At 60.0% G+C, this 21,761-nt stretch carries 24 protein-coding genes; 1 reads left to right on the top strand and 23 read right to left on the bottom strand.

Features of this window, described 5'->3' with window-relative positions; all coding sequences use genetic code 11:
• Positions 1-105: 105 nt before the first annotated feature.
• Complete coding sequence (locus tag I8J29_RS07380) at positions 106-402, top strand: DUF2627 domain-containing protein (RefSeq protein WP_208846987.1); 297 nt, start codon at positions 106-108, stop codon at positions 400-402.
• 252 nt (positions 403-654) lie between these two features.
• On the opposite strand, the gene clpP is transcribed toward I8J29_RS07380, so the two are convergent.
• The 23 genes from clpP to spoIIIAF all read right to left on the bottom strand — a co-directional run bounded on the left by clpP (position 655) and on the right by spoIIIAF (position 21,756).
• Positions 655-1,248 (bottom strand): ATP-dependent Clp endopeptidase proteolytic subunit ClpP, encoded by a 594-nt coding sequence (gene clpP, locus I8J29_RS07375; protein ID WP_090638041.1) that lies wholly within the window; start codon positions 1,246-1,248, stop codon positions 655-657.
• A gap of 21 nt (positions 1,249-1,269) precedes the next feature.
• Positions 1,270-1,986: an RNA polymerase sigma factor gene (locus I8J29_RS07370; RefSeq protein ID WP_208846986.1), complete on the bottom strand. Its 717-nt coding sequence runs from the start codon at positions 1,984-1,986 to the stop codon at positions 1,270-1,272.
• An 84-nt stretch (positions 1,987-2,070) separates the two neighbouring features.
• Complete coding sequence (locus tag I8J29_RS07365; protein ID WP_208846985.1) at positions 2,071-3,270, bottom strand: MFS transporter; 1,200 nt, start codon at positions 3,268-3,270, stop codon at positions 2,071-2,073.
• 125 nt (positions 3,271-3,395) lie between these two features.
• Positions 3,396-4,205, bottom strand: coding sequence for a sporulation transcription factor Spo0A (gene spo0A / locus I8J29_RS07360; protein ID WP_208846984.1), 810 nt, complete (start codon positions 4,203-4,205; stop codon positions 3,396-3,398).
• A gap of 338 nt (positions 4,206-4,543) precedes the next feature.
• Positions 4,544-5,869 carry a SpoIVB peptidase gene (spoIVB, locus tag I8J29_RS07355; protein WP_208847162.1) on the bottom strand — a complete coding sequence of 442 codons (1,326 nt, stop codon included), beginning with the start codon at positions 5,867-5,869 and terminating at the stop codon, positions 4,544-4,546.
• A gap of 122 nt (positions 5,870-5,991) precedes the next feature.
• Positions 5,992-7,692, bottom strand: a complete 1,701-nt coding sequence (gene recN, locus I8J29_RS07350; RefSeq protein WP_208846983.1) for a DNA repair protein RecN — start codon at positions 7,690-7,692, stop codon at positions 5,992-5,994.
• Between the two features lie 52 nt (positions 7,693-7,744).
• Positions 7,745-8,194 carry a transcriptional regulator AhrC/ArgR gene (gene ahrC, locus I8J29_RS07345; protein ID WP_090638056.1) on the bottom strand — a complete coding sequence of 150 codons (450 nt, stop codon included), beginning with the start codon at positions 8,192-8,194 and terminating at the stop codon, positions 7,745-7,747.
• Between the two features lie 17 nt (positions 8,195-8,211).
• Positions 8,212-8,673, bottom strand: coding sequence for a hypothetical protein (locus I8J29_RS07340; protein ID WP_208846982.1), 462 nt, complete (start codon positions 8,671-8,673; stop codon positions 8,212-8,214).
• A gap of 215 nt (positions 8,674-8,888) precedes the next feature.
• Positions 8,889-9,707, bottom strand: coding sequence for a TlyA family RNA methyltransferase (locus I8J29_RS07335; protein ID WP_208846981.1), 819 nt, complete (start codon positions 9,705-9,707; stop codon positions 8,889-8,891).
• A gap of 21 nt (positions 9,708-9,728) precedes the next feature.
• Positions 9,729-11,627: a 1-deoxy-D-xylulose-5-phosphate synthase gene (gene dxs / locus I8J29_RS07330; RefSeq protein ID WP_208846980.1), complete on the bottom strand. Its 1,899-nt coding sequence runs from the start codon at positions 11,625-11,627 to the stop codon at positions 9,729-9,731.
• A 105-nt stretch (positions 11,628-11,732) separates the two neighbouring features.
• Positions 11,733-12,644, bottom strand: a complete 912-nt coding sequence (locus I8J29_RS07325) for a polyprenyl synthetase family protein (protein WP_420831100.1) — start codon at positions 12,642-12,644, stop codon at positions 11,733-11,735.
• Positions 12,641-12,913 carry an exodeoxyribonuclease VII small subunit gene (gene xseB / locus I8J29_RS07320; RefSeq protein WP_208846979.1) on the bottom strand — a complete coding sequence of 91 codons (273 nt, stop codon included), beginning with the start codon at positions 12,911-12,913 and terminating at the stop codon, positions 12,641-12,643. The genes I8J29_RS07325 and xseB overlap by 4 nt, the downstream gene beginning before the upstream one ends.
• 3 nt (positions 12,914-12,916) lie before the next feature.
• Positions 12,917-14,269: an exodeoxyribonuclease VII large subunit gene (gene xseA, locus I8J29_RS07315; RefSeq protein ID WP_208846978.1), complete on the bottom strand. Its 1,353-nt coding sequence runs from the start codon at positions 14,267-14,269 to the stop codon at positions 12,917-12,919.
• 10 nt (positions 14,270-14,279) lie between these two features.
• The gene (folD, locus tag I8J29_RS07310; RefSeq protein WP_208846977.1) at positions 14,280-15,140 is read right to left on the bottom strand and encodes a bifunctional methylenetetrahydrofolate dehydrogenase/methenyltetrahydrofolate cyclohydrolase FolD; all 861 of its coding nucleotides are present in this window, start codon (positions 15,138-15,140) and stop codon (positions 14,280-14,282) included.
• A 113-nt stretch (positions 15,141-15,253) separates the two neighbouring features.
• Positions 15,254-15,706 (bottom strand): transcription antitermination factor NusB, encoded by a 453-nt coding sequence (nusB, locus tag I8J29_RS07305; RefSeq protein WP_090638075.1) that lies wholly within the window; start codon positions 15,704-15,706, stop codon positions 15,254-15,256.
• A 196-nt stretch (positions 15,707-15,902) separates the two neighbouring features.
• Positions 15,903-16,133, bottom strand: a complete 231-nt coding sequence (locus tag I8J29_RS07300) for a DUF2273 domain-containing protein (protein WP_420831099.1) — start codon at positions 16,131-16,133, stop codon at positions 15,903-15,905.
• Between the two features lie 11 nt (positions 16,134-16,144).
• Entirely contained in the window at positions 16,145-16,708 is a 564-nt protein-coding gene (gene amaP, locus I8J29_RS07295; protein ID WP_208846975.1) for an alkaline shock response membrane anchor protein AmaP, read from the bottom strand.
• A gap of 151 nt (positions 16,709-16,859) precedes the next feature.
• Entirely contained in the window at positions 16,860-17,270 is a 411-nt protein-coding gene (locus I8J29_RS07290; protein WP_090638082.1) for an Asp23/Gls24 family envelope stress response protein, read from the bottom strand.
• A gap of 126 nt (positions 17,271-17,396) precedes the next feature.
• On the bottom strand, positions 17,397-18,767 hold the full coding sequence (accC, locus tag I8J29_RS07285; RefSeq protein WP_208846974.1) for an acetyl-CoA carboxylase biotin carboxylase subunit: 1,371 nt from the start codon (positions 18,765-18,767) through the stop codon (positions 17,397-17,399).
• 57 nt (positions 18,768-18,824) lie between these two features.
• Positions 18,825-19,319, bottom strand: a complete 495-nt coding sequence (gene accB, locus I8J29_RS07280; RefSeq protein ID WP_208846973.1) for an acetyl-CoA carboxylase biotin carboxyl carrier protein — start codon at positions 19,317-19,319, stop codon at positions 18,825-18,827.
• Positions 19,320-19,548: 229 nt separating this feature from the next.
• A complete protein-coding gene (locus I8J29_RS07275) occupies positions 19,549-20,325 on the bottom strand; it encodes a SpoIIIAH-like family protein (protein WP_208846972.1) in 777 nt (258 codons plus the stop codon).
• Positions 20,326-20,363: 38 nt separating this feature from the next.
• On the bottom strand, positions 20,364-21,008 hold the full coding sequence (spoIIIAG, locus tag I8J29_RS07270) for a stage III sporulation protein AG (RefSeq protein ID WP_208846971.1): 645 nt from the start codon (positions 21,006-21,008) through the stop codon (positions 20,364-20,366).
• Positions 21,009-21,024: 16 nt separating this feature from the next.
• Complete coding sequence (gene spoIIIAF / locus I8J29_RS07265) at positions 21,025-21,756, bottom strand: stage III sporulation protein AF (RefSeq protein WP_208846970.1); 732 nt, start codon at positions 21,754-21,756, stop codon at positions 21,025-21,027.
• Positions 21,757-21,761 lie beyond the last annotated feature (5 nt).

Below are 21,761 nucleotides of genomic sequence, written 5' to 3'. Positions count from 1 at the left end.
CGGGAAAACTCCGGCGGTTTTTCCAAATGGACAGTCCTGCGCGGAAAAGGTATGATGATTACCGTAGAAGCGTTTTCCGCAAGGCAACGGGAGGTTCAAACAGAAATGAAGCAGGTACTCATTCGATTCATCGCGGTTCTGCTGCTCGTAATTCCGGGTCTCGGCGCCACGTACGGTTTTCTGCTCATGAAAGACGCGATCTTTCATTTCTTCGCTTCCTTCGGCGACGATGCCTCGGTCGCGCATCCGTTCGAATGGTGGCGCTTTATCGCCGGTCTGGCGTTATTTTTGCTCGGCGTCGGCTTCATCGGCGGCTGGACGTTCTTCCGCGACCGCAAGCGCAATTACGTCGCGACGCGTTTCCGCAAGAAGCGGCCTCGTCCGCCGCGGCCGCAAGCGTAATCTTACTCGGGTTAATGGACATGCGGGTCCGATCGGCGCAGCTTCTCGCGGCGAGCCTCGGACGGCAGCGCAAAAGGGCAGGCTCTCCTTGTTTCGGAGAACCTGCCTTTTTCATTTGCTTTAGCATTTGTTTTTTCATTTGCTTTTGCATTTGCTTTTCATTTGCTTTTGCATTTGCTCGTGCGCCTGTTCTGCTCATGCTCGCGGAATGGCTTGCTTCCGGTTCTGACTTCAAGCGCTTGGGCGGTCTGATCAGGATGCGGCTGCGTTCGGCGCGATGACGCGATCGACGATGCCGTACGCCACCGCTTCCTCCGCGCTCATGAACCGGTCGCGGTCGGAGTCCCGTTCGATCTGCTCCACGGACTGCCCCGTATGATGCGACAATAGCGCGTTGATTTTCGCCCGCGTCTTCAAGATCCAGCTGGCATGGATTTGAATGTCGCTCGCCTGCCCCCTCGCGCCGCCGAGCGGCTGGTGGATCATGACTTCGCTGTTCGGCAGGACGAACCGCTTGCCCTTCGCGCCGCCGGCGAGCAGAATCGCGCCGAAGCTGGCGGCGAAGCCGGTGCAGATCGTCGAGACGTCCGGCTTGATGAACTGCATCGTATCGAAGATCGAGAAGCCCGCGGTGACGGAGCCGCCCGGACTGTTGATATACAGCTGGATATCCTTTTCCGGGTCGTCCGCCGCCAGGAATAGCAGCTGCGCGACGATGGCGTTGGCCATATGATCCTCGATCTCGCCGCTGACCATGACGATCCGGTCCTTCAGCAGCCGCGAATAAATGTCGTAGCTCCGCTCTCCCCTGTTGGTCGTTTCGATGACGTAAGGCGTCAAGTTCATGCGCATTCCCTCCTCGTTCGGTTACGCAGCAAACCGCATCGTAACGGACGAGGAGGAGCCGGCATCCGAAGACGCGAACCGCTGACCGAGCCGGCTGACCGCTTCCACGGGATCGATGAGGTGCGCTTCGGCGTTCGCGAGAACGACGAGCGCCTGAGGATCGCCGTGCCTTACCGCGTTTACGTAGGCCTGCAGCAGGCCTTCGTCGACGGCGGCGTCCGGCGCGCCCGACCGGTCAGGGTCGCGGAACCGCGCGCCGAGCTTAAGCTTCTCGACGGCGCTACGCGCCCGGTGAAGCGCCGCCTTCACCGCGCCTTCCGACGTCGACAGCTTCGCCGCGAGCTCGCCGTTCTTGAAGCCGAACAGCTCCTTCAGCAGAAACACGGTCCGCTGCAGCGGCGATAAATGCCCGATCAGCATTCCGAGCATATCCGTCAGTTCCGCGGAATCGCTATAGAATCGGCTTAGCGCGGCTTCGCTGCGCTGCATGGCCGCCAGCGCCAGCTCGCCCCGCTTCTTCCGCCTCGATTGGTCGACCGCGATGTTTTTCGCGGTGCGGAGCAAATACGCCGTCGGATTCGGATGCGCCACCGATCCGTTCATGACCTGCAATGCCCGCAGGCAGGTTTCCTGCACGAGATCCTCCGCGTCCCAGGCGGAGCGGGTCAACGACAGACAGTAGCGGTACAGCGTGAACCGCAGTTCTTCCACGGCCGCGGACGGCTGAAGCTTCGTCATTTGGCGTGCACCTCCTTATCCGTATGGTTTGCTTACACTGCGTAAACGAACGGCCCTGCCAAAAGGATACGCCCCGGAAGCCCGTTATACAACCGAATTCGGATTGACCGCCGCTTCCCCGCCGGCGTTCCGGAATAACGGCCCGAGCAAGGCGAACAGCGTAAACGCGCCGCCCAGCAGCAGGAACACGCTTTGGGTCGATACGTATTGTATGCTGGCTCCCCCGATGCTCGGACCGAGCAAGCTGCCGATGCTGAAATGGATCGACGCGATGACGTTGGCCGACGGCAATACATGCCGCGGGAGCAAATCGCCCGCATACGCCAGACCGAGCGAGAAGAACGAGCCGACCAAGCCGCCGATGAGCGACAGCAGGACGAACAACAGCGGAACCTGGCCGCCGGCAAGCGGCACCGCGAAGAAGAGCAGGCCCGCCGATAACGCGCAGCCCATCAGCACGCGCTTGCGCCCGACACGGTCGCTCAGCATGCCGAGCGGGAACATGACCACCAGGCTGCCGATGCCGAGGGCGGGCAGCAGCATCGATATCGCTTCTTTGCTCAGCCCGATCCGAAGTCCGTAGAGCGGGAAGTTGCTGTTCATCGTCGATTCCAGCAAGCCATAAAGAATCGCCGGCAGCAAGGCGAACCACGCGAGACGGTAAATGAGCCAAAAACGGTTGCCGCTCTCGGCGGATGCTTTCGCCGTTTCCGGGTATTCGCCGCCGAGCGTCAGCACGAAGGCGGCGACGAGCACGAACAAGACGGCATTCAGAACGAACGGCATCCAGCTGCCCGCGTTCGCCAGATTGATGCCGATCGGACCAAGGCTGAAGCCGATGCCGTAAGCCATGCCATAGAGCGAAATGACCCGGCCGCGGCGCTGCGGCGAAGCGCTGCTGACGATCCAGAGCTGCGTACAGTAATGGAGCGCGCTGTCGCCGATGCCGACGGCGATCCGCAAGATGAACCAGATCCATAACGTGCCGGAGAAGACCGGGAACAGCAGCGTAGCCGCCCCCGCGAGCGCGATGCCCGCGAGGATGCCGGCCTTATAGCCGAACCGGCGAATCGGCTTTTCGATGAAGAACATCATGCCGAACGTCCCGATGTACAGCGCCATGGAATTGAGGCCGTTCATATCCGACGAGACGCCCTGCTGATCGAGCAGAATGGCCAGCAAGGGGAGCAGCAGCCCCTGATTGAAGCCCGCGATGAGCGTGACGGACAATAAGATGGTTAGTCGTTTCCATGAAGGAGCGGAAGTAGATGTCAACGATGCCAAAAGAAAACAATCCTCCTATTTGCTTGAACAACGCGAAACGCCACTGCCCGCGAGTGGCCTCGCGGGAGCGGCGCTCCATCCAATCGAATGAATCGTTCGTAAGAAGTTATCCGTTGCGTGTTGTCCTAAGATACTTTGTGCTCGATGCGCAGCTTGTCGGCGACCATGGCGATGAACTCGCTGTTCGTCGGTTTCGACTTGCTGATGTTGATCGTGTAGCCGAACAAGTGGCTGATGCTGTCGATGTTTCCGCGCGTCCACGCGACTTCGATCGCATGGCGGATGGCGCGTTCGACGCGGGAAGGCGTCGTTTTGAACTTCTCGGCGATCGCGGGATAAAGCGTCTTCGTAATGGCGCCTAAAATTTCGATATTATTGTACACCATTGTAATCGCTTCGCGTAAATATTGATACCCTTTGATGTGAGCGGGCACGCCGATTTCGTGAATGATGCTCGTAATATTGGCGTCCAGGTTTTTGCCTTTGGCGATCGGGACGACGTTCGACTTCGGAACGGACACGGAAGAAGTCGTGGTGTACGATGAAGAAATAACCGTCGGATTGCCGACCAGCTGGCGGATGCGGTTCGCCAAAATTTCCATATCGAACGGTTTCAAAATATAATACGAAGCGCCGAGCTGCACGGCTTTTTGCGTTATGTTTTCTTGGCCGAACGCGGTAAGCATGATGATCTTGGGCATCTGAGGCAGGTTCATTTCGCGCAGGCGTTCCAGCACGCCGAGGCCGTCAAGATGCGGCATGATGATATCCAGGATCAATACGTCAGGGCGCGTTTCTTCCAAAATGCGCAGAACTTCCTCGCCATTGTACGCGACACCCGTAACAACCATATCGGTTTGTTCAGAAATATACTCGGAAAGCAGAGTCGTAAATTCACGGTTGTCATCAGCCAACAAAACTTCAATTCTTTGCAAGGTATAGTCCTCCTTAGACTTAAATCCTCAATGTAATGGTTGAGACGCAGTATCTTTACGTCTTTCCTGCTTGTTAAACATTTTCGACATGGTGCATAAAATTCCTTCTGTCGAATAATCTTTTTCTTTATTTTTTATTCGATGTGATTTATAATGAATAATTTATTACATGATGCATCATGGTTCGAATTTATTCGACAAATCAATCGTTCGGTCTTGTCATATGTACATCACTTTATCTAACGTAAGCTATAGATTCACTGTAGATCCGTTGTAGATCCGCTAATGTCTCCTCCCACAAACACATATCCGCATGAAGCAAAAAATCTTAAGGTGGCTTAAGCCGCCTTAAGATTTAAGTTCGTCGTCTTGAGCAATACCCCTGCATCCTGCAGCATCCACTCGATGAAGCAGCCGTACCCCGAGGTCGGATCATTGACGAAAACATGGGTCACCGCACCGATCAGTTTGCCGTCCTGTATAATAGGACTCCCCGACATCCCTTGCACGATGCCTCCGGTTTGCTGCAGCAGGCGGCGATCCGTAATTTTGATGACCATTCCCTTCGTGGCGGGCGATTGCTGCCGGGTCACGTGCACGACCTCGACATTGAAGCGCTCGACCTTCTGCCCGTTCACGACGGTGAGCAGCTGCGCGGGACCTTCCTTCACTTCTTCCGCGAATGCGACCGGTATCGACTGCTGATTGTAGCTGTGCGCCGGTAGCTCCTTCATCTTGCCGAATATGCCGAAGGACGTGTTGCGCTCGATATTGCCCAGCACTTTGCTTTCTTTGATGAAATGCGCCCGTTTTTCTCCTGGTTCGCCGTTTTGGCTCTTATTGATCGACGTCACGTTCGACTGAAGAATCTGTCCGTCGCCGACCTCGATCGGCGTCTGCGTGTCCATGTCGGTTATAACGTGCCCAAGCGCTCCGTAGACGCCTTGATCCGGCGCATAGAATGTCAGCGTGCCTACGCCGGCCGCCGAATCGCGAATGTACAGGCCGAGCCGCCAGGCGCGGTCTTCCGCATCGTAGACCGGAGAAAGCTTCGTTTCGAACAATCTCGTGCCGCGTTTGACCGTCAGTTGAAGCGGTTTGTTGGCGGTTCCGGCTTCTTCGGCCAGCTTGGCCACTTTATAAACTTCATTGACATAATTGCCGTTGATGCGCACGATCAAATCGCCGAGCTGCAATCTAGCCGTTTCGCCGGGAGAAACCTTCGTTCCTTTATCGTTGACGACTTGATGATGACCCACGACCATGATGCCGGCGGATTTCACTTTGACGCCGATGGTTTGTCCGCCCGGAATGACTCTCAGATCCGGAACGACGTTGACTTTGACCGTCTTAAATGGAATTTTGCCGAATAATTTCAGTTTGAGCGTCGTTTCCCCGCTGCTTGACGATTGAATCGTGAGCGGTTTGTTCAAATTAATGGAGGTAGAGCGGCCGCTTGAACCGTTGATCCGAAGCAGCTGCGAATCGGATGTGACTTGCGCGTGTACGGGCATGCTGTAATCCAGCTGTTTCAATTGCCCCGAGAATAAGCGAACTTCATTCGGAAAGGCGGCGAAATGTTGGATTGGCGAGGATAGACCAAGCATGCAGACGATGATGACGAGGAGTAAACCAAGCCACCGCTTCCGCTGGTAGGCATTCAATGACTTCACGCTCCCTGCTGCTGAATCGCTTGACGAGAAAGGTGGTTCGCCATTTGCGTACCTTTAAGGTATCCCTGCCCTTATTGTTTTATGTCGCCAAAAACATTCCCTGAATGGTTCTCTTATGCTCCCTTCTGCTTGTAAGCCAGGTCAAGCATTTCTTGCGCATGGTGGCGCGTTTTTTCCGTTACTTCCACGCCGCCGAGCATGCGCGCCAGTTCTTCGATCCGATTCGAATGGCTGAGCTCGGTTACCCGCGTCGACGTCCGTTCTGCCACGATCGACTTGCGGATTTCGTAATGATGTTCCGCCATGCAGGCCACCTGAGGCAGGTGCGTGATGGAGAACACTTGGCACTGACTCGACAGACGCGCCATTTTCTCCGCGATCGCTTGCGCGGCGCGGCCGCTCACGCCCGTATCGACTTCATCGAAAATCAGCACCGGCACTTCGTCGATGGAAGCGAAAATCGTCTTCAGCGCAAGCATGATCCGCGACATCTCGCCGCCGGAAGCGATCTTGCTGATCGGCTTAAGCGGCTCGCCCGGATTCGGCGCGATCAGGAACGCGGCCTCGTCGATGCCGTTCGCATGGAGCTTGTACCCCTCGCCGGCCGGCGTCTGCTCCAGCTGGACGCGGAACGTCGTCCGCTCCATTTGCAGTTGGCGCAGTTCGCTCTCGATCGCCGACGCGAGCCGGTCCGCGGCTTTGCGCCGCAATCCGGAAAGCTGGACGCCGAGCGCCGTGCAGTCGGTCAAATGCTTGACGAGTTCTTGCTGAAGCCGGGCCAAATGCTCGTCGCGATTTTCGATTTTATCCGTTTCGGCTTGGATGTTGCCCAAATACGCGAGAATATCGGGGATCGTTTCGCCATATTTACGCTTCAGGCTGTTGATCAGGTCGATCCGGTCCTCGATGAACGTCAGCCGTTCCGGATCCGATTCAACGCCGTCCCGGTAATCGCGCAGCTGAAATACCGCGTCCTCAAGCTGGTAGAACGCCGACTGAAGCTGCTCCAGCAGCGGATCGAGAATTTGCGGGTCGTACTCCCGGATGTCGGTTACCTTGCTCACCGCTTTGCTGACCGCGTCGAGTCCTTTATTGCCGTTCAGCAGGCTGTAGGCCTCCGCCGCCAAATCCCGGCGCTTGACCGACGACATCAGCTTCTGGCGCTCCTCGGCCAAGTCTTCGTCTTCGCCCGGCTTCAAGCGGGCAGACGCGATCTCCTCGATCTGGAACCGGTACAGGTCGAGCATCTGCATGTTTTGGCGCGAGGTCTCTTCCAGGCTCTTCAGCTCCGCGCGAACCTTCTCGTATTGTTTGTAAACGACGCGATAAGATTCCAGCGTGCCCAGCACCGCGTCGCCGGCATATGAATCCAGCCAATCCAGATGCTTCTCGGTCCGGAGAAGCGACTGATGCTCGTGCTGGCCATGGATGTTGACGAGGCATTCGCCGACCTCGCGCAGCATCGACAGCGTCACGATATGTCCGTTGACGCGGCTAATGCTCTTGCCTTGGGAGGAAAGCTCCCGACGCACGACAAGCCCGTCCTCGTGCGAAGCCCGCAGCCCGAACGTCGTCAAGGTCGTCCAGACCGGGTGTCCGGCCGGAAGCTCGAACATGGCTTCGATTTCGGCTTTGTCGCAGCCGTAACGTACCATGTCGGATGCGCCTCTGCCGCCGACGACCAGACTGAGCGCGTCGATCAGAATCGATTTGCCCGCTCCCGTTTCCCCCGTCAGTACATGAAACCCGTCATGAAACTTTACAGATACCTGCTCGATGACAGCCAAATTCCGAATAGACAGCTCGCGAAGCATCGTCGCTCTCCTCCTTAGCGTGTTTAACGGTAATCGTTGATCGGTCGGTGCCTTAATTCATCAATCCGAGCAAGCGGTCCACGATCTCGGCGCTTAGCTCCCTATTGCGGCAGATGATCAGGATCGTGTCGTCGCCGCAAATCGTCCCCATGACTTCCACCCATTCCATGTTGTCGATCATGGCGCAGATCGCATTGGCCGTGCCCGGCAAACATTTCATGACGACCAGGTTGTCCGTAAAATCGATATGCAGGAAATGATCGGACAGCGTGCGCTTCAGCTTCGAAATGGAATGCGTGCGCGTCTCCTGCGGAATCGAATACTTGTACCGGCCGTCGTCGATGGGCACCTTGACCAGCTGCATCTCTTTGATATCCCGCGACACCGTCGCCTGCGTCACTTGAAGACCCGCATTGCGCAGCGAGTCGACCAGATCGTCCTGCGTTTCGATGATTTGGCTCGTGATGAGCTCGCGTATTTTCATTTGCCGAACGCTCTTCATGTACATCCTCCTCTGAATTAAGATCCGAACTTGAACGTAATGGTCCGGATGGCGGATTCCTTGTGATCCACGAACAGAACCCCTTCGCATTTCGGCATCAGCAGCGCGTACACGAGCAGGCGGTCCCGGACGCCGCTGCCCGTCCAATCGATCGGCATACGCTCGCGCGCCGTCTTCACGATATAATATTTGCCGTCTTTCTCGGCAATCAAGTCGATAAACAACCGGCTGTACAGCGTCGTTCCGTCCAAATCGATCGTGAGCGGAACCCGGTACTTGCCGTGCGTCACCTCGTAGCCGGCTTTCTCCAGGAGCTGCACGTTCACGTCGTCTTCCATGACGTCCTCCGCCTCGCTCAAGAGCAGCTTCGTGTTCAAGCCCGGCGGTTCGTGCAGCCAGCGGTAAAAGAGCCGATACAGCCAGTACACCAGCAGCGCGCCGGCGACGATCATGACCAACCAATCCCCGTAGTCTCCCATGTACGACCTCCCGCGATCGAAATGATTGCCATGTTATCATTTCGCGGTCCGCGGCCGAACTCCTGTCGATGGGAACATATGAGTCCCGAACATCTGTTTGCTTTTGTTCTTATCTTATCAAATAATGGGCCGCCTGCAAAGGGGGAGAACCGAATTCGGCGGTTATTTAGCAAAAAAAGCCTTTCATGCGGCCTATGCCTCACGAAAGACTTCTTCTAAGCGAATGCCGACGCGGCTTCCTCGACGAGCGCCGCGATCGCCGCTTCGTCCGGAACCGCGGCAGGACCGCCCGGCTCCCACTGCCAATACGCCAAAAATTCGATATTGCCTTCGCCGCCCGTAATCGGCGAGAACGTCAGCCGTTTCAGCTCGTAGCCGCTCCCCGCGGCAAACCCGAGCACCTGCTGCAGCACCTCGCGGTGCGTGGACGGCTCGCGGACGACGCCCGACTTGCCGACTTTCTCGCGCCCGGCTTCGAACTGCGGCTTGATGAGAGCGACGACGCCCGCTCCTTGCCCCAGCAGCGTGCCAAGCGTCGGCAATATCAATTTCAGCGAAATGAAGGAGACGTCGATGGTCGCGAACGTCGGACGCGGTCCCTTGAGATCCTCGGGAACCGTGTACCGGAAATTGGTCCGTTCCATGACGTTCACGCGTTCGTCCTGCCGCAGCGACCAGTCCAGCTGGTTATAGCCGACGTCGAGTGCGTAAACGTACGCCGCGCCGTTCTGCAGCGCGCAATCCGTGAATCCGCCCGTCGACGCGCCGATGTCCAGCATGACCGCCCCTTCGAGCCGCAGCCCGAACTGTTTGATCGCCTTCTCCAGCTTCAGCCCGCCGCGGCTTACGTAAGGATGCGGCGCTCCCTTGACCACGATGGAAGCAGTTCGCGGCACCTTCATGCCGCTCTTCTCGATGCGCTCTCCGTCCACGAGGACGAGGCCCGCCATGAGCGCCGCCTTGGCCTTGACGCGGCTGTCGTAGTAGCCTTGCTCGACGAGCAGCACGTCGATTCGTTCTTTTGCTATCGTCATCGGTTACAAATCTCCTGTGTTCTATACCTGTCCGGTCACGCGCTTGCGCACCCGCGGAAGCAGCGTGCTCAGCTCCGCCGCGACATGCTCGGCGGTCAATCCGACTTCCTGGCGCTGCTCCTTCACGGAACCGTGCTCGACGAAAATATCCGGCACGCCCATAATCCGCACATGCGCGTCGTCGCGGCGTTGCAGCGAGTAAAACTCCAGCACGGCGCTGCCGAGACCGCCCAGCTCCGCGCCTTCTTCCAGCACGAGCATCGGCAGCCCTTCGTCCGCGATCCGCTGCAGCATCGCTTCGTCGAGCGGCTTGACGAAACGGGCGTTGACGACGCGAACGCTCAATCCTTCGCGCTTCAGCAGCTCCGCCGCTTCCTCGGCGACCGGAATCATCGGGCCGATGGCGGCGATGACCGCGGACTCGCCTTCGCGCAGCACTTCCCACGTGCCGATCGGAATCGGCGTCATCTCTTCGTCGATGGCCACGCCGAGCCCGTTGATCCGCGGATACCGGACGGCGATCGGTCCGTCCTCGTAGTCGATCGCGGTCTTCATCATCCGGCGCAGCTCGTTCTCGTCCTTCGGCATCATGAGCACCAAATTCGGAATGTGGCGGAGGAACGGAATGTCGTAGACGCCTTGATGCGTCTCGCCGTCCGCGCCGACGAAGCCGGCCCGGTCGATCGCGAACACGACGTTCGTGTTCTGGCGGCAGATATCGTGCACGACCTGGTCGTACGCGCGCTGCAGGAACGTCGAGTAGACGGCGTACACCGGCTTCAGCCCTTCCATCGCGAGCGCCGCGCACATCGTTGCCGCGTGCTGCTCGGCGATGCCGACGTCGATCATGCGGTCCGGGAACCGATCGGCGAATTTCAGCAAGCCGGAGCCGCCCGGCATGGCCGGCGTGACCGCCACGATCCGTTCGTCCTTCTCGGCCAGCTCCATCAGCGCTTCGCTGAACACCTCGGTATACATCGGCGGACCGACGGCTTTGAGCATTTGGCCGGATTCGATTTTGTACGGCGTCGCGCCGTGCCACTTGAACGAATCCGCTTCCGCCGGCGAGTATCCCTTGCCCTTCACCGTAATGACATGGACAAGCACCGGTCCAGGCACGCGGCTCGCCTGCTCGATCAGCTCGGTCAGCTGGTTCAGGTCATGGCCGTCAACCGGGCCGAAATACGTAAAGCCGAACTGTTCGAATAAAATGCCGCTCACGAGCAAATATTTGAGACTGTCCTTGAGCCGCTCCGCGGTTTTGGCCAGCCGCCCGCCGATCGCGGGAATTTTGTTCAGGAACTGGTTCAGCTCCTCCTTCGCCTTCTGGTAATGGCGGTCCGTCCGGATTTTGCCGAGATAATGGTGCAGCGCGCCGACGTTCGGCGCGATCGACATCTCGTTGTCGTTCAGGATGACCATGAGATTCTTCTTCTCGTGGCCGATGTGGTTCAGCGCCTCCAGCGCCATGCCGCCCGTCAGCGCGCCGTCGCCGATGATCGCGACGACTTTGTTCTTCTCGCCCTTGAGGTCGCGGGCGAGCGCCATGCCCATTGCCGCGGACAGCGACGTGCTGCTGTGTCCCGCTTCCCAGACGTCGTGCGGGCTTTCCGCGCGCTTAATAAAGCCGCACAGCCCTTTATATTTGCGCAATGTATCGAACTGGTCCCTGCGGCCAGTAAGTATTTTATGGACGTACGATTGGTGCCCGACGTCGAAAATGAACTTATCCTTCGGGCTGTCGAACAAATAGTGCAGCGCCAAGGTAAGCTCGACGACCCCCAGGTTGGGAGCCAAATGTCCGCCCGTCGCCGACAGCTTCTCGATGAGGAAGGTGCGGATCTCGTCCGCAAGCTGCTCCAGCTGCGCGATCGACAAGGACTTCAAATCTTTGGGCTCGTTGATATGTTCAAGCAACACGATGTTTCCTCGCTTTCCCGGCCATACAGCCCTCGCTAACCGACATTCGTCAAACGTGGCTAAATTATATCATAATTCGTGGCAGAAACACACGCGTCCGGGTTCTTAGTGGTCTCGGCTCATCAAATAATCGGCGATCGCGAGCAGCGTATCCGGCGTTTCGAGCTTCGCCTCGGCCAACGCCTGCTTCGCCTCCTGCGTGAGCCGCACGACGAGCTTCTGGCTCTCTTCCATGCCGATCAAGTAGGGATACGTCACTTTCCGCTCCTCGACGTCGCTTTGCACCGGTTTGCCCAGCTTCGCCGCGTCGCCGACCAGATCCAGGATGTCGTCCTGGATTTGGAAGGCCAGCCCCAGCTTGCGCGCGAAGCGCTGCAGCGCTTCCAGCTGCTCGGACGACGCTCCCCCGATGCGGGCGCCGGCCAGCACCGAAAACACGAGCAGATCGCTCGTCTTGTGCAGGTGGATGTATTCGAGCTCCTCCAGCGACGTGACGCCCTGCTCCCCCTGCATATCCGCGGCTTGGCCGCCGACCATGCCCGGCGCGCCGGCCAATCTGGCCAGGTCGGAGACGATCGCCAGCACGGCTTCCGGCGGCGCGCCCAGCGAGACGGCCCGCGTAACCGCGAAGAAGGCGTGCGTCAGCAGCCCGTCGCCGGCCAAGATGGCCATCGCTTCGCCGTAAATCTTATGATTCGTCGGCTTGCCGCGGCGAAAATCGTCGTCGTCCATCGCGGGCAGGTCGTCGTGAATCAGCGAATACGTATGGATCATCTCGACGGCGCAGGCGACCGGCATCGCGAGCTTGCGCGCTTGCTCCGCGCGTCCGACGGCTTCCGCCGCGCTCAGCACGAGAATCGGCCGCAGCCGCTTGCCGCCGGCTTCCAAGGAATACATCATCGCCTCGCGCAGCTTGGGCGGAATGTCCCATTCTTCCGGAATGGCGCCGCGCAGCGCCTCTTCGATTTCCAGAACGGACCGGTTCAAGTAGTCGTTCAGCGAAAGTGAAGTTTTCACCTATCGTCCCCTCTGTCTTCGTTCGCGGGCGCAAACGGTTTTCGCTGCAGGCCGTTCTCGGATTCGATCAGCGTCTCGATCTTCCGCTCGACCTGTTCCAGCTTGGAGCCGCAAAGCTGCGACAGCTTCATGCCCTCCTGGAACAGCTCGATCGCCGTTTCGAGCGGCACGTCGCCGTTCTCCAGCTTGCCGACGATGTCCTCGAGGCGCTCCATGGCCGCTTCGAAGCTGAGTTCGTCCTGTACCGCGTCTTTTTCTTTCGCTGCCATCGCTTACGTCTCCCCTTTCATTCCCCATACCTGGCATTCCAGCTGGCCGTCCGTCACGTTCACCTTGACCAGATCGCCAAGCTGGACGTCGGCGACCGACTTGACCAGTTTCTTGCCCTGCTCGTCATAGACTAAACTATACCCGCGCGCCATGACTTTAAGCGGACTGAGCGCATCCAGCTGCCGCATCGAAGCGACGAGCTGCAGCCGCTTCGCCTTCAGCTCGCCGGCCATGCCCGCTTCCAGCCGCGCCGTCGCCTGCCGGAGCTGCTTCGCCGCGGTCGCCGCCCTGCTTCCGGGATGCGACCGGTTCAGCGCCGCCTGGTAGCGAGCGAACCGTTCGCGATTCCGCTCCGACAGCCGGATCGCGCGATGCCGCAGCCGCTCCCGCAGCACGTCGAGCCGCTGCGATTGCTGCAGCACGTACCGGCGCGGATTGACGAAGACCGGCGACCGGCGGACGCGCGACAGCCGTTCCTTCCGGCTTTGAAGCGTCTGGCGCAGCATGTGCGCGAGACGCGACTCGGTCCGGGCGAGCTGCGCCTTCAGCTCGTGCACGCTCGTCACCGCAAGCTCCGCCGCGGCGGTCGGCGTGGCGGCCCGCAGGTCGGCGACGAAATCGGCGATGGTGAAATCCGTCTCGTGGCCGACCGCCGAAATGACCGGAATCAGCGAAGCGGCGATGCTCCGGGCGACGGCCTCTTCGTTGAACGCCCACAATTCCTCGAGCGATCCGCCGCCGCGGCCAATTATTAATACGTCGACCTCCGCCAATCGGTTCATCGTTTCGATCGCCCGGACGATCGAAGGCGCGGCCCCCTTCCCCTGCACGGAAACGGGAAAAAGCAGCACCGGCACGGAAGGGTGGCGGCGCTGCAGCGTGATGAGAATGTCCCGCACGGCGGCGCCGGTCGCGGAAGTGATGACGCCGATCGCCTTCGGGAATTTCGGAATCGGACGCTTGCGCGCCGGATCGAACAGCCCTTCGTCCTGAAGCTTGCGCTTCAGCTGCTCGTACGCCATGTACAGGCTGCCGATTCCGTCCGGCTGCATCGTCGTGCAATAGAATTGGTAGTTGCCGTCCCGTTCGTAGACGGCTACGTTGCCTCTGGCCAGCACCTTGGCGCCTTCCTTCGGCATGAAGGCGAGGCGCTGGTTATGGGAAGCGAACATGATGCATTTCAGCCGGCTGTCCTTGTCTTTCAGCGTGAAATACATATGCCCGCTGGAGTGGTGCGTGAAATTGGAAATTTCGCCGCGCAGCCAGACATCGCTCAGAAGATCGTCCGATTCCAGCTTCATCCCGATGTAGCGGTTGATTTCTTTAATCGAAAAGACGCGCGTTCGGTCAGCCATCGTCCGAGATTCACCCCTTCGCCGCTTGCTGCCGCTTCGCGGCTTTCAGCGTGTTTTGCATCAGCATCGTAATCGTCATCGGGCCGACGCCGCCCGGAACCGGCGTAATGTAGCCGGCGGTGTCCAGGACGTTCGCGTAATCCACGTCGCCGACCAGCTTGCCGGTCTCGAGACGGTTGATGCCGACGTCGATCACGACGGCGCCCGGCTTGACGAAGTCGCGGCCGATGGCGTTCGGCTTGCCGATGGCGACGACCAGAATGTCCGCCGTCTTGGCGATGTCCGCCATGTTGGCCGTTCGGGAATGGCAAATCGTCACGGTGGCGTGTTCGCGGAGCAGCAGCATGGCGACCGGCTTGCCCACGATGTTGCTGCGGCCGATCACGACGGCGTGCTTGCCGGCGATGTCGACGCCCGTCCGTTTGATCAGCTCGATGACGCCCGCGGGCGTGCACGGGAGCAGGCTGTCGTCGCCGATGACGAGATTGCCGACGCTGACCGGATGAAAACCGTCCACGTCCTTCTCCGCGCTGATCGCGTCGATGACCGCCTTCTCCTCGATATGCTTCGGCAGCGGAAGCTGCACGAGAATGCCGTTGATCGTGCTTTGCCGGTTCAGCTTGTCAATGAGATCGAGCAGCGCTTCCTGCGTCGTCTCGGCCGGGAGCCGGTGCACTTCGGAGTAGAAGCCGAGCTGCTGGCAGGCTTTCTCTTTGTTGCCGACGTACACTTGCGACGCCGGATCTTCGCCGACGAGAACGACGGCCAGGCCCGGTACGATGCCTCTCGCCGCCAGCTTCGCCGTCTCTTCGGCGATTTCGATCCGGATGGTATCGGAAATGGCTTTGCCTTCGATGCGTTGTGCTGTCACTTCGATCACTCCTATGGTCGCGCCCCGAAGGGCAGTAGTATCGGAAACCCCTTACGCCGGATCGGCGCAAGGGGCTCATCTAGCTCATCTCTCCATGATGGCGAACGGCGCCGTTAAGCCTTCGGCTTGAGTTCGTCCAGCGCCTGCAGCAAGCGTCCGAGCACGCCGTTGACGAACTTGCCGGATTCGTCCGTGCCGAAATGCTTCGCCAGCTCGATCGCTTCGTTGATGATCGCCTTCGGCGGCGCGTCGTCCCGGAAGACCAGCTCGTAGCAGGCGAGGCGCAAAATCTGCCGGTCCACGCGCGACAGACGGTCGACCTGCCAGCCCGTCAAGTAATGCTGCAGCATGTCGTCGATCGCCGCTTTATGCTCCACGACGCCGTGAAGCAGGCTGCGGATATACTCGTCGACTTTGCCGACGTCCGCCGCGTCCGCTTCGATCTCGTTCTCGGCATGGACCTCGTCCACCAGCATGTCCACGGCGGACGACGCCGTCGCCTCTTCGTTCATTTCCATTTGGTACAGGCTTTGTACCACGATTTCCCGTGCTAACCTTCGTTTCATGTGTTCTCTGACCGCTCCTTAAAAATTCGTCAAGGCGCGACCGTTCGCCGTCCGTGCCGGGCGGCGCGCCGTCGCGCTGAAGCGAAATCCGAACGCAACCCCTCGCGCGCGAGCGGCCGATCGGACTTCAAATTATGATCTCCTCCCTGCCCCGAACGGCTGCCGCGTTGTCCGGGGTACGGAGGAGACCATAGCGTTACTTGAAAGGCCGCCAGCGCTCCGTCAGCCATTCCACGAGCTGCTGCCACGGTATAATCGGCCCCCGCTGCTCGTCCCTCATCTTGCCGATGGCATACCCGGCCCATAGCAGCAGGCCGAAAAACAGCATGTCCCAAAATCCGACGATAAAATAAAGAAGTCCGAGAATGACGCCGACGGACACGCCGGCGATCCGTCCGCCATAGGTTGTCCAAATTTCCTTCCACATCGGCATCACCCCTATTCGACCCGGCTTTTAAAGTTCGCGGTTTGGATGATGTTCGCCACGAAGACGGACACGTTCGCGACGGGAATGCCCGTGATTTCCTCGACATGGGATTTGACCGCGCGCTGAATGTCTTCCGTCAGCGTCGGAATGGAGCTCTCGCCGTCCGCGATGGCGCGCAGCGATACTTCGATGCCGGCTTCGCCGATGCGGATCCGCGCCTTCAGGTCCTTCACGCCGCGCTGGCGCGCCGCCGCCTTGAGCGCCAAGTTCTCGACCGTGTCGAGCGAGATGCGGATGTCGCCGAACTCCGTCCGCTGGTCGATGGACGGGGCGGACGCGTTGCTCGGCCGAAGCGAGATATAGAAGAACCGCAGGCTGATGAGGAAGACGACCGCCGCCGCCGTGACGACCGTCACCTGCAGCCAGCGCATGTCGCCGCCGTATAAATTATGTACGAGATTGCTCAGCCACTCTTCGGGAAACCAGTATACTCCCGCGCTGAACGCGACGGCCGCGACGGCTCCGATGGCGATACTGTAGAGAAACAACAGCAGCTTGTCCAACACTCTTATCAACGTCAGAAGCCTCCTTGGGCGGTTCTTCCCATCGAATGCGAGCAGCGCCCGACGATTCGGACAGGTGCTCCCATTCGTAGATAAAACCCCCTAGCGCCGAGCGGCAAGCCCAACCACTAGGGGGTATGAGTCATTCGTTTCTACGAGAGGATTATTTGAGCCGAAGCTGCGGGTCTTCCGCCTCGACGGTCTTCTCCGCGATTTTGAAATGAACGTCATGGATATGGACGTTGACTTCGACGACCTGCAGCCCGGTCATCGTTTCGATCGAGCGCTTGACGTTGCGTTGAATGTCCGAAGCGATTTCCGGAATCCGGTTGCCGTACTCCACGATAATGGACACGTCGACCGCCGCCTCGCGCTGTCCGACTTCGACCTTCACGCCCTTGGACAGGTTCTTGCGGCCCAGAAGCTCGGCGATGCCGCCGGCGAATCCGCCGCTCATGCCCGCGACGCCTTGTACCTCGATCGTCGCGAGACCCGCAATGATTTCGATGACTTCGGGTGCGATTTGAATAGTCCCCATGTCCGTTCTTTCATAGTCCGCTGCCAGCGTACTCATGGTTATCCTACACCTCCCGTTAAGTTGCGCGCCTCAGCCGCCAGCCGATAGCTTATCCGCTTCTTATTCCTATACTATAGCATTCTGGCGGAAATATGACAAACGCCGCGGAACTTGTTTCACGGCCTATTCCGGCGCGAATTCTTCGGGGTTGTCCACGCTGTGTTCCTCGAGGAACTTGATATCGAAGTTGCCCTTCAGGAACATCGGATGGTTCAGCAGCTTCAGATGGAACGGAATGGTGGTCCGGATGCCGTCGACCGCGAATTCCGAGAGCGCGCGCTTCATCCGCGCGATGGCTTCCTCGCGAGTCGGTCCCCACACGATCAGCTTGGCGATCATAGAATCATAGTGCGGCGAGATCGTATAGCCCGGGTACGCGCCGCTGTCCACGCGGACGCCCGGCCCGCCCGGCGCCAAGTAAAACTGGATCTGGCCCGGCGAAGGCATGAAGTTCCGCTCGGAATCCTCCGCGTTGATCCGGCACTCGATCGCCCAGCCGTTGATCTTCAAGTCTTCTTGCGTGAAGGAGAGCGGATTGCCCTCGGCCACGGAAATCATTTCTTTGATCAGATCGACGTTCGTGATCATTTCGGTGACGGGATGCTCGACCTGGATCCGCGTGTTCATCTCCATGAAGTAGAAGTTGCCGTCCGGCCCGAGCAGGAACTCGAGCGTTCCGGCGCCGGCGTAGTCGACCGCTTGCGCGGCGCGGACCGCCGCTTGTCCCATCCGCTCGCGAAGCGCCGGGCTGAGCACCGGGCAAGGCGCTTCTTCCACGAGCTTCTGGCGGCGGCGCTGGATCGAGCAGTCGCGCTCGAACAGGTGGACGGCGTTGCCGTGCTTGTCGGCCATGATTTGAATTTCGACGTGCTTCATGCCCGTCAAGTATTTCTCGAGGTAGACGCCGGCGTTGCCGAACGCCTTTTGGGCTTCCTGCTGCGCCGTCGTGATTTGCGATACGAGCGACTCCTCGTCCTCGGCGATGCGGATGCCTTTGCCTCCCCCGCCCGCCGTCGCTTTGATGATGACGGGATAGCCGATTTCGCGGGCTACGCGCACCGCGTCGTCCATATCCTCGACCAAGCCGTCCGAGCCCGGAATGATCGGCACGTCCGCTTGCTTCATGGTCGATTTGGCGACGGATTTGTCGCCCATTTTGCTGATGGCCGTCGGGGACGGTCCGATGAAGGTCACGCCGCACGATTCGCAAATTTCCGCGAAGTCGGCGTTTTCCGCCAAGAAGCCGTAGCCGGGATGAATGGCGTCGCAATTGGTCAGCGTCGCCACGCTCATGATGTTGGTCAGGTTCAAGTAGCTGTCCTTGGACGCGACGGGGCCGATGCAGTACGCCTCGTCCGCCAGGCGGACGTGAAGCGATTCGCGGTCGGCCTCGGAGTACACGGCAACGGTTTCAATGCCGAGCTCGCGGCAGGCGCGGATGATGCGAACGGCGATTTCGCCGCGGTTCGCGATCAGGATTTTGTTGAATTTCACGGGTAAAAGCTCCTCTCGTGTCCGATGTTTCCGGCGTCGTCCCGGCGCGGGAACGGCTTATTCCGGTTTGACAAGGAACAACGGCTGTCCGTACTCGACAAGTTGTCCGTTCTCGACGAGGATCTCGACGATCTCGCCGCGTACTTCCGCCTCGAGCTCGTTCATCAGCTTCATCGCTTCGAGAATGCAGACGATGGATTTATCGTTGATGCGGTCGCCCACGTTGACGTACGGCGGCTTGTCCGGCGAGGACGCGCGGTAGAAGGTGCCGACCATCGGCGATACGATCTGGTGATACCCGCTGTTCGCGGCGCCTTGCGCCGGAGCGGCCGGCGCGGCGTTCTGCGGCGCGGCATGCTGCACTTCGACGATGGGCTGGGAAACCTGCGTATATGTAGAAGCGAGAGGCGCGCCTTGCTGGATGTTCACCACTTCGGTTTTGCCGGGTTTGCGGATCATGAGACGCGCGCCGTCGTTTTCGATTTCGAGTTCATGGACCGAGGTCCCGTCGATCAGCTTGATCAGTTCTTTAATCTCGCTCAGTTTAAACATCGTTTCACTCCTAAAAGTTTTTGCATCCTCGCTGCGGGACGCTTCGTGATCGTTTGTATGTAAGCGCTTCGTTCGCGGCTGCCGGAAGACGTTTAACCCCTCCGTACCTGCGCATAGCAAATCATATTATAGCATAAATCCGGCAGAACACGAACCCCCCATTTTGCCGGGCCGCGATTCTAAAAAAAGCCCCGGCGCCGGGGAATCCGGCACCGGGGCTCGCCTGGCGTTACTTCACGTACTGGATCGTCAGCTGGTCCGGCGTCAAGCCGAGCTGGTCGATCGCCATCGTCAGGATGCTGTCGGCCTGGCTGCGCTCGAGCTTGTCGCTCTCCACGACGATCTTGTAGCGGTCGTTCGCGTCCGGCACGACGGCCGCGTTGCCGAACTGCTTCGAGAGCTCTTCCTCGAGTCCCGTGATCTTCGCGTTCTTGTCCTCGAGCAAGTCGAGCTGCTCCATCGAAGTAGCCGCGTCCTTGTCGCTCAGCTTCGTGTCGGACACTTGACCCATCAGCTTGTTGTACTCGTCGTAGTAGGTGTCGTCGCGCTCTTCCTGCAGCTGGCTGAAAACGCTCGCGGCCACGCCGCCCGCTTCGCCCAGTTCCTTCAGCACGTCTTCGTCCGACTTGGCCGCGTCCTTGCCGCCGCTTGCCGCGTTCGCCGCCGTGCCGTCGTTCGCGGCGGAAGCGTCGCCCGCCGCGTCGCCGGCCGCCTTATCGTCCGCGGAAGCGTTGTCCGCCGCCGCGTTGTCGGCCGCGTTGTCGGCCGCGTTGCCGGCATCCGCGCCGTCGCCGGTCACTTCGTTCGTGACGATGGCGTCGTTGCCCGCCGCGGAGCCGGACGCCTCGGTGGCATCGCTCTTCGCGCCCTGCTGCCCCGCGCCGTCCGTCGTCACGATGTCGTTCGACGGCGTGCTCACGTCTTCCGTGAACAGATAATACGCGGACAAAATCACCATTAAGCTGAGCATCGACACGAGCCAAATCGTTTGTCTTTTGTTATTCATTCCTGTACAGCCTCCCTTTTATTGTGATCCCTCGGAATCTATTGATGCTTGCGGGGAATGACCGAAATTCGGTTCACCGCAACGTTGAGACCCTTCTCCACGGCGTCGATGATGAGCCTGCGCACCGTGCCGTTCTCCGCGCCTTGGGCGACGATGAGCACGCCCCTGATCTTCGGCTGGATCCGCTTCACGATGATCGGCGCGCTGTCGCCGTTCGTATCGTACAGGACGACGTGTCCCTCTTTCGTGATCGAGGTGATCGTCCGTTTGCCGCCGTTCTTGTCCGTCTCGTTCGTAATCTGCTGCGCTTCCTTCTCGTCGATCTGCACGACCGCTTCTTCGGTGGAATCGACGGTGACCATGACGTCCAAGGGACCCACACCGACGATGTTTTCGAGCATCTCCTTCAAGCGGCTTTCGAGCGGCTGCTCGATGGCTTCGAAGGGATCGCCCGGATCGTTTCCGAGCTTCAAAGCCGGCTCGCTGGGCGGCGCGTTCGCCTGTGACCGATCCTGCTGCTGCTGCTGAGGCGGCACTTTCTGAAACGTCAGAAACGAATTGAGGAGCATCAGCGCGGCCCCGATGCCGCCGATGACGAGCAGCCAGCGCAGCGTGCGCACCCGCTTCGGTCCCCCGTTTCCTTTGCCGACGGTCGACTCCAGCCCGTCCAGCCATTTGGCCAACGTCGTTCCCCCCTTCCTATCGCGCGGCCGCCGCTTCCGGCGCCGGCTCCAGCACGTCGACGGCCGCCGGGTTGACGGACCAGCCTTCCCGCAGCGCCGTCCGGACCGCGGACGCGGACGCCTCCGGCGCGGGCTTCAGCTGCGCCTCGTCCCCGTCCGCCGCGGCGTTCCCGGGCGCCGTCGGCGCCACGTCGACCCGCACGGCTTCCACGTCCTCGACCGGCGGTACCGCCGACCCGCCTTCGGCCTCGCCCGCCGTTTCGCCGTCCGCCGGACCGCTCTGCCGTTCCGGCGCGAGCGTGACCCGGACGCCGCCGATCCCGGCGGGCTTCCCGTCCTTGCCGGCCGTCACACGCACGTCCACCGCCGTCACCCGCAGCCCGGTCGCCTGCTCGATGCCCGCCTTCATCGCCTCCGCGAGCTGACGCTCCGCCAGCGCCTCCGCCGACGCGGCGTCGCTGCGCTTCAGCTTCTCGGCCTCGCCTTGGATGTCCTGAAGCGTCGGCATGCGCAGCTCCTTCGCCGAGCCCGCTTGGACCCATTCCTGCACCTGCGCGTCCAGCTTGGCGCTGAAGTCGCCCTGGAGCACCCGGATGATCGGGGTCAGGATCGTCAGCAGGACGATCAGGCCGGCCACCAGCCGGACGTACCGCTGCATGCCCTTGTTCGGCAGCAGCAGGTCGATGAAGCCCGCCAGCAGCACGACCGCTATGATTTGCTGCAGCCATACGGCCAGCCACGTAAGCATCCCAT

The organism is Paenibacillus artemisiicola (assembly GCF_017652985.1).
In the GTDB taxonomy this organism is placed as follows: domain Bacteria; phylum Bacillota; class Bacilli; order Paenibacillales; family Paenibacillaceae; genus Paenibacillus_Z; species Paenibacillus_Z artemisiicola.
The sequence above is the reverse complement of the archived record's forward strand: the minus strand, read 5'-3'. Positions and strand labels throughout refer to the sequence as shown.